At 49.5% G+C, this 15,427-nt stretch carries 18 protein-coding genes, 1 tRNA gene and 1 pseudogene; 7 read left to right on the plus strand and 13 right to left on the minus strand.

Translation table 11 applies throughout. The features are described from left to right. Positions 1–7 precede the first annotated feature (7 nt). Positions 8–175 carry a hypothetical protein gene (locus tag KI362_RS03985; protein WP_301625030.1) on the plus strand — a complete coding sequence of 56 codons (168 nt, stop codon included), beginning with the start codon at positions 8–10 and terminating at the stop codon, positions 173–175. Here KI362_RS03985 and KI362_RS03990 read toward each other — a convergent pair. The 4 genes from KI362_RS03990 to trxA all read right to left on the minus strand — a co-directional run bounded on the left by KI362_RS03990 (position 164) and on the right by trxA (position 2,910). Next, entirely contained in the window at positions 164–1,012 is an 849-nt protein-coding gene (locus KI362_RS03990) for an AraC family transcriptional regulator (RefSeq protein WP_301625031.1), read from the minus strand. The genes KI362_RS03985 and KI362_RS03990 overlap by 12 nt on opposite strands. A gap of 106 nt (positions 1,013–1,118) precedes the next feature. Then, positions 1,119–1,670, minus strand: a complete 552-nt coding sequence (locus tag KI362_RS03995) for a peroxiredoxin family protein (protein WP_301625032.1) — start codon at positions 1,668–1,670, stop codon at positions 1,119–1,121. A gap of 42 nt (positions 1,671–1,712) precedes the next feature. Beyond that, positions 1,713–2,393, minus strand: a complete 681-nt coding sequence (locus KI362_RS04000) for a hypothetical protein (protein ID WP_301625033.1) — start codon at positions 2,391–2,393, stop codon at positions 1,713–1,715. 196 nt (positions 2,394–2,589) lie between these two features. Continuing rightward, entirely contained in the window at positions 2,590–2,910 is a 321-nt protein-coding gene (trxA, locus tag KI362_RS04005; protein WP_044477869.1) for a thioredoxin, read from the minus strand. Positions 2,911–3,113: 203 nt separating this feature from the next. On the opposite strand from trxA, the gene ytxJ reads away from it, so the two are divergent. Further along, positions 3,114–3,452, plus strand: a complete 339-nt coding sequence (gene ytxJ, locus KI362_RS04010) for a bacillithiol system redox-active protein YtxJ (protein WP_301625034.1) — start codon at positions 3,114–3,116, stop codon at positions 3,450–3,452. A 58-nt stretch (positions 3,453–3,510) separates the two neighbouring features. After that, entirely contained in the window at positions 3,511–4,173 is a 663-nt protein-coding gene (locus KI362_RS04015) for an ArsR/SmtB family transcription factor (protein WP_044477867.1), read from the plus strand. Between the two features lie 14 nt (positions 4,174–4,187). On the opposite strand, the pseudogene KI362_RS04020 reads toward KI362_RS04015, so the two are convergent. Both KI362_RS04020 and KI362_RS04025 read right to left on the minus strand, forming a co-directional pair. Continuing rightward, a pseudogene (locus KI362_RS04020) lies at positions 4,188–4,315 on the minus strand (transposase); the annotation flags it as partial. Between the two features lie 179 nt (positions 4,316–4,494). Beyond that, complete coding sequence (locus KI362_RS04025) at positions 4,495–4,728, minus strand: hypothetical protein (protein ID WP_301625036.1); 234 nt, start codon at positions 4,726–4,728, stop codon at positions 4,495–4,497. An 879-nt stretch (positions 4,729–5,607) separates the two neighbouring features. On the opposite strand from KI362_RS04025, the gene KI362_RS04030 reads away from it, so the two are divergent. After that, the gene (locus tag KI362_RS04030) at positions 5,608–5,733 is read left to right on the plus strand and encodes a hypothetical protein (RefSeq protein ID WP_301625038.1); all 126 of its coding nucleotides are present in this window, start codon (positions 5,608–5,610) and stop codon (positions 5,731–5,733) included. Positions 5,734–5,925: 192 nt separating this feature from the next. On the opposite strand, the gene KI362_RS04035 is transcribed toward KI362_RS04030, so the two are convergent. Next, on the minus strand, positions 5,926–6,636 hold the full coding sequence (locus tag KI362_RS04035) for a YceI family protein (RefSeq protein ID WP_301625040.1): 711 nt from the start codon (positions 6,634–6,636) through the stop codon (positions 5,926–5,928). Between the two features lie 196 nt (positions 6,637–6,832). On the opposite strand from KI362_RS04035, the gene KI362_RS04040 reads away from it, so the two are divergent. Together KI362_RS04040 and KI362_RS04045 are read left to right on the plus strand one after the other, a co-directional pair. Beyond that, complete coding sequence (locus tag KI362_RS04040) at positions 6,833–7,516, plus strand: response regulator transcription factor (protein ID WP_301625042.1); 684 nt, start codon at positions 6,833–6,835, stop codon at positions 7,514–7,516. Then, entirely contained in the window at positions 7,501–8,907 is a 1,407-nt protein-coding gene (locus KI362_RS04045) for a HAMP domain-containing sensor histidine kinase (protein ID WP_301625043.1), read from the plus strand. Before KI362_RS04040 ends, KI362_RS04045 begins: the two co-directional genes overlap by 16 nt. Positions 8,908–8,913: 6 nt before the next feature. Here KI362_RS04045 and KI362_RS04050 read toward each other — a convergent pair whose 3' ends face one another. Continuing rightward, positions 8,914–9,744, minus strand: a complete 831-nt coding sequence (locus tag KI362_RS04050) for an alpha/beta hydrolase (RefSeq protein WP_301625045.1) — start codon at positions 9,742–9,744, stop codon at positions 8,914–8,916. 586 nt (positions 9,745–10,330) lie between these two features. Here KI362_RS04050 and KI362_RS25500 point away from each other — a divergent pair. Then, positions 10,331–10,540: a hypothetical protein gene (locus KI362_RS25500; RefSeq protein ID WP_374705618.1), complete on the plus strand. Its 210-nt coding sequence runs from the start codon at positions 10,331–10,333 to the stop codon at positions 10,538–10,540. 2 nt (positions 10,541–10,542) lie between these two features. On the opposite strand, the gene KI362_RS04055 is transcribed toward KI362_RS25500, so the two are convergent. The 5 genes from KI362_RS04055 to KI362_RS04075 form a co-directional block, all read right to left on the minus strand. Beyond that, positions 10,543–10,630: transfer RNA gene (locus tag KI362_RS04055), tRNA-Leu, on the minus strand. A 327-nt stretch (positions 10,631–10,957) separates the two neighbouring features. Then, positions 10,958–11,935 carry a pectinesterase family protein gene (locus tag KI362_RS04060; RefSeq protein ID WP_301625251.1) on the minus strand — a complete coding sequence of 326 codons (978 nt, stop codon included), beginning with the start codon at positions 11,933–11,935 and terminating at the stop codon, positions 10,958–10,960. A 41-nt stretch (positions 11,936–11,976) separates the two neighbouring features. Then, positions 11,977–13,341 carry a glycoside hydrolase family 28 protein gene (locus KI362_RS04065; protein ID WP_301625047.1) on the minus strand — a complete coding sequence of 455 codons (1,365 nt, stop codon included), beginning with the start codon at positions 13,339–13,341 and terminating at the stop codon, positions 11,977–11,979. A 16-nt stretch (positions 13,342–13,357) separates the two neighbouring features. Further along, the gene (locus KI362_RS04070) at positions 13,358–14,461 is read right to left on the minus strand and encodes a glycoside hydrolase family 88/105 protein (protein ID WP_301625049.1); all 1,104 of its coding nucleotides are present in this window, start codon (positions 14,459–14,461) and stop codon (positions 13,358–13,360) included. A 72-nt stretch (positions 14,462–14,533) separates the two neighbouring features. Continuing rightward, positions 14,534–15,409, minus strand: coding sequence for a carbohydrate ABC transporter permease (locus KI362_RS04075; protein WP_212939439.1), 876 nt, complete (start codon positions 15,407–15,409; stop codon positions 14,534–14,536). Between the last annotated feature and the right edge of the window lie 18 nt (positions 15,410–15,427).

Genomic DNA, 15,427 nt, shown 5'->3' on the forward strand with positions numbered 1-15,427 from the left:
CGGCGAAATGCTGCAAACCGACGAGGTGGCGATCTATTTGAAGCTCGTCTCCAGAACAGACCGGCAATTTCTATGCCTCGATTGTCTTGGCAGGAAGCTTGGATGCGAGCGCGAGGCCCTCGAGAAGCTGATCGCCTATTTCAGGAAATCAGGCAACTGCGTGTTATTTCGTTAGTTCTCCCGCAGGCAAAACCCCTTCGGCAACTAGCGCCTTATACTCCGACGGGGTGAATGTCGTTGCCTTTTTAAATACTTTGGAAAAATAGAGCTGATCGTGATACCCTACCGAATAGGCGACAGCTTTTACGGACAATTCCGACCTCTTTAGCAGCTCGCAGGCTCGTTCGATCCGAAACGCCGTCACGTATGCCGAAACTGACATCCCTGTTGCCTCCTTGAACAGTCTGTACAGGTAGCTGCGCTCGACGGAGACGAATCGTACAATATCCGTCACCGTCAGAGATTCCCTCCAATAATTATTGGCTATGTATTCCTTGGCAGCCCATACATAGTCCTGGGAATGAAGCATCGCCACGGATGGAAAATACTCGGCATAATAAGACAACAGCAGCCGCAGCTTGGCGGTGGATCGCAGCCTCTCGAACGGCTTTGCGTTAGCGTTCTCTATAATGGAAAACAACGGAAACAAATCTACTGTCGTTTTTCCTGTTACAGGGAAATCCGGCCTCATACTAGTTAACGAGACCAGAGACCCAGCTTCATCGCCCTTGAATTCGATCCATACATACTCCCAAGGATCATCCGGGTCAGGATAATAGCAGACCTCTGTTTCGGGGAAAATGATAAAACTCTCGTTGGCTTCGATGGTAAAAAGATGTTCCTTCGCCTGATAGGTCCCTTTGCCTCTAATAATGTAATGAAGGGCGTATACATCACGGATTCCCGGTCCCCACTTATGCAAATTCGGGGGCTTATGCCCTCCCAGGACGCAGCCCAAGCTGTCGATGCCGTTGCGGGCGGAAGGGGCTGCCGCTCTGTTCGTTCTTAACATGCTATGCAACTCCAATCGTCGTTATCCTAAGCGTCTCGTATCGCCGATTCTTGGTTTGCGATTCACATTCTTACAAGCCATTGTATCAAAGCTCCCTATGTGTATGCTATTTCATTTCCATAGCGTATTTCTTCATCGTTTCGTAGCTCATTGCTCCCACAAATTTGTCCTTGATCACTCCGCTGGAATCCAGCAAATACGTTGTCGGGTACGCAGTAACCTGATATGCCTGCATAACGTCTCCTTTCGTATCGAACAGAATGGGAAACGTAAACTGCCCTTTGTTCACAAACTTTTGCACATCCTCCTGATGATTTTCAATAGCCGTCATATTCACTCCAAGAACCACTATATCTTGATGCCGATATTCTTCATAAAATTTCTGCATATGAGGCATCTCCACTTGGCACGGGGGACACCAGGTGGCCCAAAAGTTAAGCATTACTCTTTTACCCTTATAGTCAGATAGCTTTACGGGGTTCCCTTGTAAATCCGCAAGTGTAAAGTCCGGTGCCCTTTGTCCCTTCCGAATTCCTACTTCATTCGCTTCAAGCTCCGACATCTGTATCGCATCGGAAGGGGACTCTTTCAAATAATCATATGTGCCGTATACAACAAGACCGATCAAGAAAAGTATGGCTGCTATATTTCTCCTCATTCTATGTATCTCCCTCCATCAAAGAGTAATCCGCCAAAAATATTATTCCCGGAGACCTCCGCCAGGCCTTGCCTCATTCAACCAGTTCCATGCGGTTAGGGCTGCGGCAATAATTAAAAAATACAATTGCTGCTTGTTGAAGGACAAAAGCAGGATCTCCCGATTCGGAACACAGAACCAGAGAATAACATGTCCAATCGATAGCCAGACTGCATAGGCCGGCCATTTTAACAGATTACTTTTACTTGAAAAGGCTAATTGCAGAAAAAGAAAACCTGCGATTAATCCGGCGCTTGCTACATGGAACCAGACAGGCTCTACGCCGATGACAGCCGATAACATCTGATAGGCGAACCATCCGGAACATAAAAATAAGGTCGTCATATCCAGCCATGATGGAGATAAGCCCTTCAGCTTCGCCGCTTTCTTCCAGATATAGAATGCAGCAACTGAGCTTGCAATCCAGGCCCCGCGCCCTCCTCCGTCAAAGTAGAGCAGAACAGCAGGACGGTGAATGACCTCGACCGGATGAAAGATTAAGAAACTCAGCTTCCACACTACAATCCACATCCAAAATGCGTTGGACATAACAGACAGAATGACGTGCCGCTCCGCCCTATTTCGAAGACGATAGCGAAGCATCAACCAGCCTGCTGCTCCAAAAGCTAGATATAATATCAGTTGTCCATTTAACACTAAAGAGCCTACTTGAATATTATTCAATTCCCCTCAACCCACCTTGATTAAACGATTTGCCTGTTTAAATAAACATTATTGCACTTATAGAAAAGGGAATACCACAGGTAAGGCATTCCCTTTCATATCGAGCTGCTATTTGATTAAGGAGCTGCTTCACTCCGCTTTGTTGCCCTGAGATATTCCTTTTGATCAGGAAACAAGAGCAAGGGTCGGTGCTATTTTATTCACCAATCAGGCCCAGTACCTTGTTTTTTAGTATAGGCTTTTGATTGATGCCAATCAATTGATCGACTAGTCTTCCATCCTTAAAGAGCAGCAGAGTAGGAATACTTCGAACACCAAACTGAGAAGCCAGTTCTGCATTTTCATCGACATTGACTGTAGCAATTGTAGCTTGCCCCTCCAGTTCACTTGCCAATTCGTGCACGATAGGAAGCTGAACCTTACATGGGCCGCACCAAGGAGCCCAAAAATCAACTAAACTAACACCTGACTGGATAGAGCTTTGAAACGTTTCTTTCGTCAATGCTGTTGCACTCATTGCAATAACCTCCTGTAATTCATACAAGTAATTTATTATTCAATTGAATAGTTGAATTATAGTGTGTTATTATTAACACGTCAAGCAAATATGGAATATGGAGTCGATTAAATTTGAAATTTCCGCCTAATCGTTGTATAGTTCATGTTAAAATTCAATTATTCAATTGACTGAGCTTAATATAAGGAAAGGGGTTTACTGGAATGAACTGGAACGAAATAACTACCCTTGAGGAATGGAAAGATATCCTTGCGAAATCATCAGAGCGAGGACAGGTAATCCTTAAGCACAGCACAACCTGCCCGGTCAGCGCCAATGCACTGCATGAATATGAACAATACCTGGAGTCCGTTCCCAATGATCAGATAGATTACACGCTGGTTAAGGTCATTGAATCCCGCCCCGTATCCAATCAGATCGCAGAAGATTTAGGAGTAAAGCATGAATCACCTCAAATGATCTTCGTGAAAAATGGAGAAAAATACTGGACTGCTTCGCACTGGTCGGTTACCAAAGCACATATGACTGCGGTATTGGACTGACACTTTAAAAAGGTAAACAGCATCATTTTTGGAAAAGAATCGAGGTTAATGAGCTACTATGGATGAGGCGCTGAATGAGGCCAAGGTATTTAAAGAAGATCTCTACAAACAACTATCGAGGATCGGAAAGTGCTTGTCTAGCGATAAGCGGCTGGAGATTATGAATTTGTTGTCTCAAGGGTCAAAGAGTGTTGAAAAGCTTGCAGCATGCACAGACATGAGCATCGCGAACGTATCTCGCCATCTCCAAGTCCTGCTTGAGGCGAAGCTCGTGAAGTTCTCAAAAAAAGGGACCTATGCAATTTACTCATTAGCTGATCCCTCCATTGTCGACTTCCTTGCAGCCTTATGGCGAGTAAGTGAAAAGCAACTGCCTGATATCGGGAAACTAAAACAAGACTTTCTTGAAAACCTTGATCATATTCAAACCTTGACGATGGATGAGGTTCAAGAAAAATTAAGCTCCGGATCCATTATTTTACTGGATTTGCGGCCTAAAGAAGAGTACGAGTCCGGGCATATATCCGGAGCCATATCAGCTCCCATCGAGGATCTTGAGAACTTCATTCAAGAATTACCAAAAAACGCAGAGATTGTCGCTTACTGCAGAGGACCATTATGCGTCTACTCAGCATTAGCTGCCCAGAAGCTGCAAGCTAATGGCTTTAAAGCCTATCGGATGGAAGAGGGCTTAAATGAGTGGCAGCATCATTTCCAGTAATTCTGTTGAACTTACAGTCCTCGGGTGATCCCCCCGAATCCTCGCTTCATTTTCCCATAGGTCATCTGTCTTCTGTATTTTGGTGCAAATACAATGTGGTATGTGCAGTTCCAGCCATGTGTGCTAGACTGCTCTTGTCCATTCCCTTGTCCTCCTTGATTTATTCATTGCTATAAGCTTCCCTGAACAACAATATCCCTCCTTCGGGAGGGATTTTCAATTTTAGCGATGTGTACCGGGATATTTATGTTAGCCATGACGAAGAAGGCCCATTCCGAAACACCAAGAGCCCTTCCCATCTTGTCCATTCAACGCAATCTCTCACGGAAATTTCCTCTCGAAAGTCAGAATACTGCTCTTAACAAGAACCATAGGATGGGCCATGTACTGAAACATCTTGATGTAGGCAGGCTTGGCCTCTTTGTGTGCGCCGTGAAAGCGCAGGGTGAGATAACGACCGCCCGGTAGACGAAATATGTCTTCCGCATCATCATCTCCAGGCTCAAGAACGACAAAAAGGGGTTCCACTCCTAACAATTTAATTCTATTATTCAAATTAATATTTCCCAAACAAACTATAAATAATTGTTGAACATTTCATCTATAAGATAGCTTTACTAAGCCAAGTTACTGTTGTTGTTTCAATTATTGCTAACACTCACACTTAAAAAGTATTAGAGAACGGAGGCTAACACAATTGAAGACTTTAATTTTCATTGCTAAGCGGTTGTTTGGCACACTTGCACTATCTATATGGATAATGGTTACATTTGTAATAACTTTATATTTCTACCTCGTGTTTACTTCTTTTTTACTAACACTAAAACAAGCTCTTAATTTAAGTTAACTCTTTGTTCAGCCTCATGTTTCTAAATTTCCTGTTACAGTAACTGAAGCGTCAAGTTGCGATACTCAAACCCAAAAGCGCGTGAAAATTGTTGTGCGATCTGGACTGCAGCCTCTTCGCTTCCTGTATTAATGCCGAGATGACCATAAGAATAAATTATAGTACTTCCTGCCAAGCATAACTCCCTCATAAGTATACTAATGATGCCATTATAGTAAAGAGCATACATATAGAGATAGAAAAAAACATCATTATTAGAACTTTACACTTTTATAAAAAAACCTACCTGATATTGTCCATGTCTCATGCCAGAATCAAAAATACAGGTAATGAGCAATACCTTGCAAGTTTGTTAAGCAATTCTCTTACCCAACATTTTTGCGCCACTCAAGGGACAGGAAACACGGCTAACTCAACTGAATTTGAAGTGTGGTCTCTGCTGTTGTATCCCCCTGATTGACTTCTACACCTTTGACCATATCCTGACCGTTAAGCGAAGAGCTGACGGGCGTGTCTTTTGCCATCTAAACATGGAGTACTCGTCCGACTGGTTTTAAGTTGAAGGATCAAAAAATAGGAAATGGCGGATGATTGACTCTAACGCTGATGATAAGCGCTATTGCGGCGAATCCGCCGCTTTAGAAATCCTAGCGACGCTGGCACGCGCTATTTCTGCAAAAACCCATGGTTTCGTTGATGAAAAAGAGGTATAAGATCTGGGGTAAGCGTTAGAATCTCAGAGCGATGATCTCAGAGGGGTTAAGCACCGTGGCAAGCGTTAGATCATGAAACGATCATTTCATTTCTTCTATGCGAAGGACCTCATCTCCCTTCTAGAGAATTTGAGGTCCTTTTATGCGTTAATAGGGAGCACTCCCCTATCATGCGAGACGAATGAAGCAGGGTTACTTCTCGAGCACCAGCTCCAAACGGACCGCAATGTCATTTTCCGTTTCCAGCACGACCGAATGCGGGTTTTGCATCCCGAAATCGGCGAAGGTCACGGTGGTCGTCCCCGACAATCTTACCTGATTATTTTGATAGAGCGCCTGCCCGTCGAACGTTGCCTCTTTGTCGATCCCTTTCACGCTTAACGTTCCGGCCATCCGAAAGTCGTAAACCGCGCCTTCTTCCCAAGCCTCCGGCAGCCCTTCAAACGAAGCCGCCGTAAATGCTGCCTGCGGGAACTGCGCCACGTTAAAATAATCGGCGCTTTGGATATGACCGTCCCGCTGGGCGTTCCCGGAGTTGACTTCACTCATCTCCAAGGTCCCTTCGGCTTTCATATTTTCCGGCTGGTCCAGTTGGATCGTCCAAGACCCGCCGACCGCCGCGTTTTCAAAATTCACGGTTTCGCGCGAAGTGGTCACGGAAAAATAAACCTTGGATTCTTCGGCGATGTTCCATTCTCCGTTTAATTGTTCGGCTCCGACCGTGGCTTGCTCCGCGTTCCCCTCGTTTGTGGAGGCATTCGCCGCCGAGCTGCTTGCCGGGATGGCTTCGGTAATTTCCACCCGGTTCCCCAAGTAATCATCCATATAGGCGTAACCGCCGGCGCCGACCAAAATCACCGTAGCAGCTCCGGCAACGATCCAGTTTCTCGTCTTTTTGTTCATGTTTAGTATAGCCTCCTATCCTCTTTTGCCCCTTAATCTAGCAGCCGAATGTGTCGGGATGATGTCCAAACCTCAACTTTCATAGAAATTCCCATTTTTGGTATGGCTGCCAAACCAAAACTTGCGGCCCCGGCCGGCATGTGGTTATGATTTATACCATAAGCTTAATAATTGAAAGATAGAGGAGGAGGACTTCGTGAAGACCATTCTTATTATCGAAGACGAGGTGGCCATATCGCGCGTCCTCGCCGCCTATGTAAAAAAAGCCGGCTACCGTCCCGTCAGGGCGGCAACCGGCACGGAAGCCATCGCAGCGTTTGATTGCGATAAACCGGATTTGGTGCTGCTGGATCTGATGCTGCCCGACGCAGACGGGATGGAACTGCTTGCCGCGATTCGCGAAAGAGGAGCTTGTCCGGTCATCATGCTGACGGCAAGGGACGGGATTTCGGACCGGCTCGCTGGTCTGAACGAAGGGGCGGACGACTATATGGTCAAGCCTTTCGTGCCCGAAGAGGTGGTCGCCCGCATCAATGCCGTCCTGCGCAGGCCGGTCCATTGGAATGACCGTCACGGCAAAAGGATTTACGGCAACCTGCTTATCGATTTAGCCGCCAAGCAGGTGTTGGTCAACGGAGCCGAAGTGGCATTGAATCCCCGCGAGCTGACGCTGCTGCTCTTTTTGGCGGAACGCCCCAACCGGACTTTTTCCCGCGAGCAACTGATTGAACAGGTGTGGGGAATGGATTACGAGGGGAGCGACCGGGCGGTCGATCTCTCGATTAAGCGGCTGCGCCAGGCGCTGTCGCACTGGTCTGGCGACGAAGGGGAAATCCGTACCTTACGGGGAATGGGGTATCAATTATGGATCAAAGAATAAAACCGAAGGCGGCCTCCCTCTTATCCTACTGGACGCTGCGCTATTTCGCCATTTTATGCCTGGGCCTTGCCATTATTGCCGTGGCTGCGGTGTACTGGATCCAGGATACGGCCAGGGACAACCGGCTTAAGACAAGCGGATTGCTCGTCCAGGAAATTTCTGAACGGATCGCCTCCAGTGACGGGGAACTTGCCATTCCTGGCGAGTTCGAGCCGTTGCTGAAAAGCCGGTTTGATTATTTTAACGTGGACAAGGACGAGCTATGCCTGATCATTACCGATAAAAAGGGGCACTTGGTCTTCTCCAAGCCGAAAATCAGCGAATATGAGCTTAAACACAAACTGACGGACGACCTGGCCCGTTCGCGGGACAACCGCTTTTTGGCGGTAACGGCGCCGATTATGGGCGAAGGCGGGCAGCAAGGGCAGGTTGCCCTGCTCCAGTCCAAACGATCGCTTACCTATAGCCCGAACGAAATCGTCTTGGTCGTCCTGCTGCTGCTGACCCTGATTTTATGCGGATGGATTACGCTATACGCTTTGTCCCGCAAGCTGTCTCGGCCGATCCGCGACGTTGCCCAAAGCGCCAGGCAAATCGCCGCGGGCTCTTACGACGTCAGCCTGGAGATCGACGCGCCGGAGCGCGAAGTCCGGGAACTGATCGGATCCTTTAAAGACATGGCGCTTCGTCTCAAGCAACTGGAGGAATGGCGCGCATTGGCGCTCGCCGGCGTAACCCACGAATTGAAAACCCCGGTGACCTCGATCAAAGGCTTGCTGCTGGCCGTTCGCGAAGGGGTGGTCAACCGGGAGGAAGCCGAGGAATTCCTAGAGATTGCTCTCAAGGAATCGGAACGGATGGAATGGATGGTGGCGGACCTGCTCCATTACAACGCCCTGTCCTCCGGCAGCGTGGAAGTGAAGAACAGCCCGCTTCAAGTCAAGCTGCTCATAGAAGAAATCGTCTATCAATGGGGGTTGATCCATGAGGGAGAGCAGGTTTCCGTCACGGTCGCCCCGGGCGGCGAGGAACTAATTGCCGGCGGGGATGCCCTGCGCATCCAGCAAATCATCGTGAACTTGTTGAACAATGCGCTCCAGGCGGCGCTCCCGGAACGGCCGCTCCGTATCCGGATCGATCTGACGGCGCAAGAGCATGATGTCGATATCCGCGTCCAAGACAACGGCAGCGGCATCCCCGCCGAGGAACAGCCGCAGGTCTTCGAGCAATTCTATCGCGGGGAAGCCAAGAAAAGAAAGGTGCGTGGGCTGGGGCTCGGCCTGACCTTCAGCCGCCTGCTCGCCCGCGCCCAAGGCGGAGATCTCATACTCGACGGCAGCTCCGACGCAGGCAGCACGTTCGTGCTGAAGCTGCGGCGGGAACCCGGCTAACGATCCTCAATATTCAAACGCAAACTGCCGGCTCAGCCACTCCAGGCAAAGCGGAAACCAGGTGGCCAAATGGTCGTCGCGGCTGTTGACCTCCGTGGTGCACATCGACATGCCGTGTCTGCCGTTCTGGTAGAGATGGCATTCAAACGGGACGCCGGCTCGCCGCAGTGCCGCCGCAAAACGCATGGAATTCTCCACCGGTACGCTGGCGTCCTCCACCGTATGCCACAAGAAGGCCGGCGGCGTCGAAGCGGTGACATGGTTCTCCAGCGAAAACGCCGCTTCCCTTTCCGCTTCATTCCAGCCGGGTCCCAAGCGTTCAATGGAGCCCCGGTGCGCAAATTCGCCGGCCGTAATGACCGGGTAACACAGCACCATGGCGTCCGGCCGGCCTTGTCCGTCTTGGCTGCCGTCCGCCTCCAGCAGTTTGGGGTGATTCCACAAGGTCCCCGATGAAGCCGCAACGTATCCGCCGGCCGAAAAACCGCAAACGGCGATTTGGCGGGGAATAATCCCCCATGCAGCGGCGTTTTCCCTGATTTTCGCGATCGCGAGGGAAATATCCATGATCGGCCTTAGTTCGCTCGCCTCCTCCCGGATCGAGTAATACAACGTAAACACATGGTATCCTTTGGCGAAAAAGGCTGTAGCTGGCGGATCCGCTTCACGCGGAGACAGGATTTCAAAACCGCCGCCGGGGCAAATCACCACGCAAGGCCGCTCGACGCGGTTGCCCATGCTCTCCTTCTCGATATCGTGCAAATAACCGACCAATCTGGCCTTGCTTCCGGGATTCGGGTTCAAATCAACGATCTTCATCTGCAGCCCCCATCTCAATTAAATAGACTCCTAATCTATTATACTAAGCCCAGACGCATTTGTTAGGAAGAATATAACAGGGGTTTCGAAATTCATAGCAAGAATGCCGGTTAGGCCGTATGATTAGTTACATACCCGACTTACCATTATGGCATCTCAACTATAAGGACGATGAGATCCCCTTTTACGAATACTTCTTATATAGGGATAATTGTGACGAAGAACGTACTCGTTGTACTCATGGCACACTTGCCCCGGCTTCATCGTTCCAGTGGACGAGAATGCTCCAGCAGTTGCACAGGTTGTTCATCCATTCAATTCAGCAGGATTTCGGGATCGTAGGGCAGGGCATACGTCTCCAAAACGTCCTCCATTCGGGCGCAAGTTATCGCACTTTGCCCCTAGTTCCCGTCTTACTGGAACTGCTTTGCGGCCATTCTGTACAAGGATTCTTACAGCGACCGATATCAGGACTATATTTACGTCAATAAGCTGGGAGAGCGAATTAAGCCGGGTTATATTACTCAACATTTTCCGCTCGTCCTGAAAAAAGCATAATTTTCAGCGAATTCGGTTTCACGCTCTTCGGCACAGTTGTGCCAGCTTGCTGCTTGCTAACGGTGTCAACTTAAAAGGAATTCAGGCATGGCTGGGGCATAGCCATTATTCCATGACCGCCAACATTTATGTTCATCTTGAATACAACTCAAAACTTTCCTCAGCTCAGGTAATGAGCAATACCTTGCAAATTACGAATATACAAAAAGCTCCTGAATTTCCACCAAAGGAAACTCAAGAGCTCGTTCATTGTTAGATTGGTGCGGTCGAGAGGACTCGAACCTCCACGGGGGGTTAGCCCACACGGACCTGAACCGTGCGCGTCTGCCAATTCCGCCACGACCGCATTTTTTGTGGTGCCGTTAATTTAGCGGCAACGAAGTAAATATTACCACGGATCCCGAAGCCAGTCAACAACACTTTTCGAACACAACACTTTTCGAAATCAGCCATAAGACGAGTTTTGTACGATCTTTCGCATAAAAAAGCGCTATATGAGCAGTAGATAGAAGAATTTGTATGTTTATTCGTACAAAGTTGGCGTATCCAAGCCGCAGGTGGAATCTTTTGTACGTTTATTCGTACAAATTCACTCGTCCGACCACTACGGCGTTGGCTTTTATACGATATTTCATACAAAGGTTACGCATCCGTCCGTTCCTATCCTTGAAGGCTAGTTCCTCCAGAAATCGGTTCCGGCGAAAACCTGCTCCAGGGCATAACCTGCTGCCGGGTTGTCTGCAGCTTCTTCAAGCGCCTCACACCTCGCCCAGGCCACCCTGCTCTTGGAGATCGCAGCCATCATCTCTGCTGGGCCGTACTCCCGATAATCTACCGTCTGCTCATTTGCTGGATTATCCCAGTGGTCCCAGCCTGACGGATGAATATGCTCGCCCAATTGGCAATTCACAAATACGGTCTGGGCATACTCGCGCCAAGGCCGTCCCAGAAATACCTCCGACACACCGGGATCTGCCGTGATGAAGCAGCCACGGAAGACATAACCGTATTGTTGTCCGATTGGAGTGGAGGCGGCTGTAAGATACCCTCTCTTCCCGGGCGCTTGCAGCAGGCTGTGAATATTGCAGCCATCAAAATAAGCAGTCGCCCCGCCAAAGATAAAATCGACGGTCCCCTCGATGTAGCAATTTTGATACAGCTGGCGATAGTGATCATGCTGCTCCCTGATCGGGACACCGCCAAATTGCGCCCGCTCCTTGGGCTTTGGCGGCAAAGGGCCAGTAAATAAAGTGTCCTGGTGGCCCTTGAATACACAATTGCGAAAGACCGTCTGGTCACAATGGGCATACACCGCCACAGCTTGACCGATATGCTCCCCCATCCCTGCCGTATTGGAAATCGTCATATTTTCAACGACAAGGCGTTCTCCGCCCAGAAATAAGGTCGGCGTGGCAAATGTGCCGATTTCATTCCCGTCTTCATCCAGTTCCTTGGCATAACGGTTCATCGTTAACTCAACCGCTCCAATGCCAACCATTTTCAGATTGGAACGGTAGATTATGACCTGCTCCTCGTAGATCCCCGGCAAGATACAAATTGTTTCCTGCTCTCCGGAAGCTGTCTGCTCTAGAAAATCTACCGCCCCCTGTATTGTTCGGAAATGACAGAAGGACGATGCCCCTACCAAAATCATGCCAGACGGCTCCTCTCCACTACACTACTTTTTCATACTCAGGATTCTTCCAACTCCAGATTTAACGGTACGAGTTCCACTTGTTCTACCAAAGGCTCCGGCTTGCTCGTATTTTTCGATCGGCAATGCACGATTTCTACATCTTCCCCGTTCTCGATGTAGAAGGCAGGGCCCGTGTGATTCTCAATCGTAACTCGGTTAAAACGCACATCCCGGACATTTCCCAGATAGAACCCGCGCTGCTTCATATCCTGTATCCCCGACATCATGGCCGGCTTGCCCGGAATCGCTTCCTTGGCCATGGAAATATCGATTCCGTCGAACGTAATCTCTGATACGTACTGTTCTGCCAACCCATAAAGAAATCCTGCTGCTGCATGGACCTCCCGGGCTGTTACATTCATAAAATGTATTCTTCTGAACCTGGGCGTTTCCTTTGTCACCGGATAAGGCGTTTTGTCCCACACGTATTTTTCCTTCCCGCGCGGGCCGCAGAAATAATAGAGATTCATAATGAAGGGGCAGATGACCTCCTCCATAACCACATTGGCAACGCGAATATCCTCGACCGTACCGCCGCGGCCGCGACGGGATTTAATACGGATTCCCCGGTCCGTTCCTTTAAAGATACAATTGCTGATGGTGACATTGCGGACATCGCCGCTCATTTCGCTGCCGATCACCACACCGCCATGTCCATGTATCATCGTGCAGCCCGTAATCGTAATATTCTCGCAGGCCACCCTTTCCGCCGTATCTTCCGTTCCCGCCTTAATAGCGATGCAATCATCCCCGACATCGATATGGCAGTTCGCAATACGGACATTGTTGCAGGATTCCGGATTAATTCCATCCGTATTCGGAGAGTCCGCCGGATTGTTAATCGATACATTATCGATCGTGACATCGCTGCAGCAGATCGGATTAATCGTCCAGGACGGAGATTGAATGAGCGAGACATCCCGGATGGTGATCCGCCGGCACCGGTCAAAGCTGATCAGCTTCGGCCGCGGGTACTCCAGCTCATGCGGAGCATTTCTCTGCTTATGCCACCACGGCTGTCCGTTCCCGTTCAGCGTCCCGCTGCCCGTCACCGAGACTTGCTCCAGGTCTTCGCCGTAGATGCAAGAGGCATGCACAGGCCGCTTCACTCCCTCCCATCTTGATTCCACCACAGGATAATCAGCCGGATTGGTACTGAAGGATAGCACCGAGCCAGGACTAAGCCGAAGCTCGACATGGCTTTTCATCCGGATCGATCCCGTCACATACACCCCTGCAGGAACGTAGACTGTTCCGCCGCCGGCTTCACTCGCAGCCTCTATCGCTGCGGCGATTGCTGCGGTTGCCGGTATACCGCTGTCTCTGGTTGCACCATAGTCTGTGATATTATAAATGCTCATTTTTGATTTTACGCTCCTATGTCGTCATTAAAGACCGCATTTCCACACAAGCCATCACGAAGGCCCCAACTCCATGCAGATCATTCTTCACCTTCGGACGAGTCACATAGTTCTCATAATCGCCAGCCGAGGTTCCGATGCAAATATCCGGCAACAGCAGCCGCCCCTGCTCATCCCATTCCACGATTTCGGTCAATCCCTCAAAACCTCTTCTGGCCGCGATTACTGCCTCTTCACCGGCCAGTCCGAATTGGACCGCTTTCGCAAGTGTATAGACGAACAGACAGGAGCCGGAGGCCTCAAGCCAATTGTCCTTCTGATCTCCTTTGTTCACCACCTGATACCATAAACCGCTTGCACCATCCTGATAACGAATGAGCACCTGAACGAATCCCCGCAGCTCCTTCACCAGCTCCTCCCGGCCGGGATCATCCTCTGGCAGCAAATCAAGAAACTGACTTAGAGCCAGTCCGTACCACCCTATCGCCCGGCTCCAAAACTCCGGAGAGCAGCCGGTATCCGGGTTTGCCCAGGGCATCTGACGGCTTTCATCCCAGGCGTGATACAGCAAGCCGGTAGCTTCATCCTTCATATGCTTGCGCATCAGCCGCTCCTGGTACAGCACGATCTCCCGCAAGCCAATTTCGCCATAAGCGTTGGCATATTTCAAAGAGAACACGCCTGCCATGTACAGCCCATCCAGCCACATCTGATTCGGATATTTGTCCTTGTGCCAGAAGCCGCCCTCCGATGTTCTGTTCAAGGTCAGCAGCAGGCAGCGCAGCTTATCCGCAGCAGCTTTATACTTCGGTTCACCAGTCTGTTCATGTAATCTAAAGAGCAGCTGCCCTGCCTGCATCGCGTCCAGTTCATCCCGGGCGAAGTAGAAATTACCATAATCATCCACCAAGTTATCGACGTATTGCTGAATGTACTCCATGTAACGGCCGCTATCTTGAACCGTCTGTGCAAGGAGCTCCATTCCGCATAAAAATACACCCTGATGATAATGCCATCGATGCGCAGGGGGAAGATTGCCCGCTGCAGCGTAGATATCCATTAATGAGTCGCAGGCCTTCCTGGCCCATTGAATCGGTGTCTCCGGGCGACTAACCGTCATGTTCAAGCTCCCTCCAATTGTGATTCGTCTAAGACTTTTGATTCGCAGATCGTCCGAGCGATTATCTGAACTTTAACCCTTCACCGAGCCCAACAGCGCTCCCTTTGCAAAATGCTTTTGCAGGAATGGATACACCATAAGAATGGGCAGCGTAGCCACTACTATGACCGCCATCTTGATCGTCTGATCCGGCGGAGGCACCGTTCCGTCTAATGTAGAGCTATGGTCCATCCCGCTGGCCAGCACGACGATCTGTCTCAGCAACACTTGAATCGGCCACTTGGCACTGTCATCCAGATACAGAATGGCGCTCATATAGGTGTTCCAATACGTCACCGCATAGAAAAGGGAGATCGTTGCGATGGCCGGCATGGACAGCGGAAGCACGATCTTGAACAAAATACCGAAATCGCTGCACCCATCGATTTTTGCCGACTCCTCTAGACCTTCAGGTATGTTCTGGAAGAAGTTCCGAAGAATGATCATATTAAACGCACTGATTGCCGACGGCAGGATTAACGAGGCATACGTATTGATCAGTCCTAATTCCTTCACGACCAGGAAGGTAGGAATCATCCCGCCGGTGAACAACATGGTGAATACGACCATAAAGTTAATCACATTCCGCCCGTCCAAATCTCTGCGGGCCAGACCGTAGGCCATCAATGAAGTAATAAACATACTGAACAGGGTTCCGACTAACGTCACGCCAATGGAGACGCCCATCGCCCTGAATATCGTATTTGTGGAAAAAATAAATTTGTACGCATCCCAGCTCCAGACCCTTGGAATCAACACGAATTTATGCGCAGCCAGCTCCGCACTCGTCGTAAATGATCCGGCAACAACGTGGACGAAGGGAAGCACGGTAATTAACGCAATCAAGGCAAGCAGCGTGAAATTGATGGCGGCATAAATTCTGCCGCTAATCGATCTGTCTTCTACCATTTTTAGATTCCTCCTGCA

Origin of the sequence: Paenibacillus apis, assembly GCF_018333295.1 — a bacterium.
GTDB classification, from domain to species: domain Bacteria; phylum Bacillota; class Bacilli; order Paenibacillales; family Paenibacillaceae; genus Fontibacillus; species Fontibacillus antibioticophila.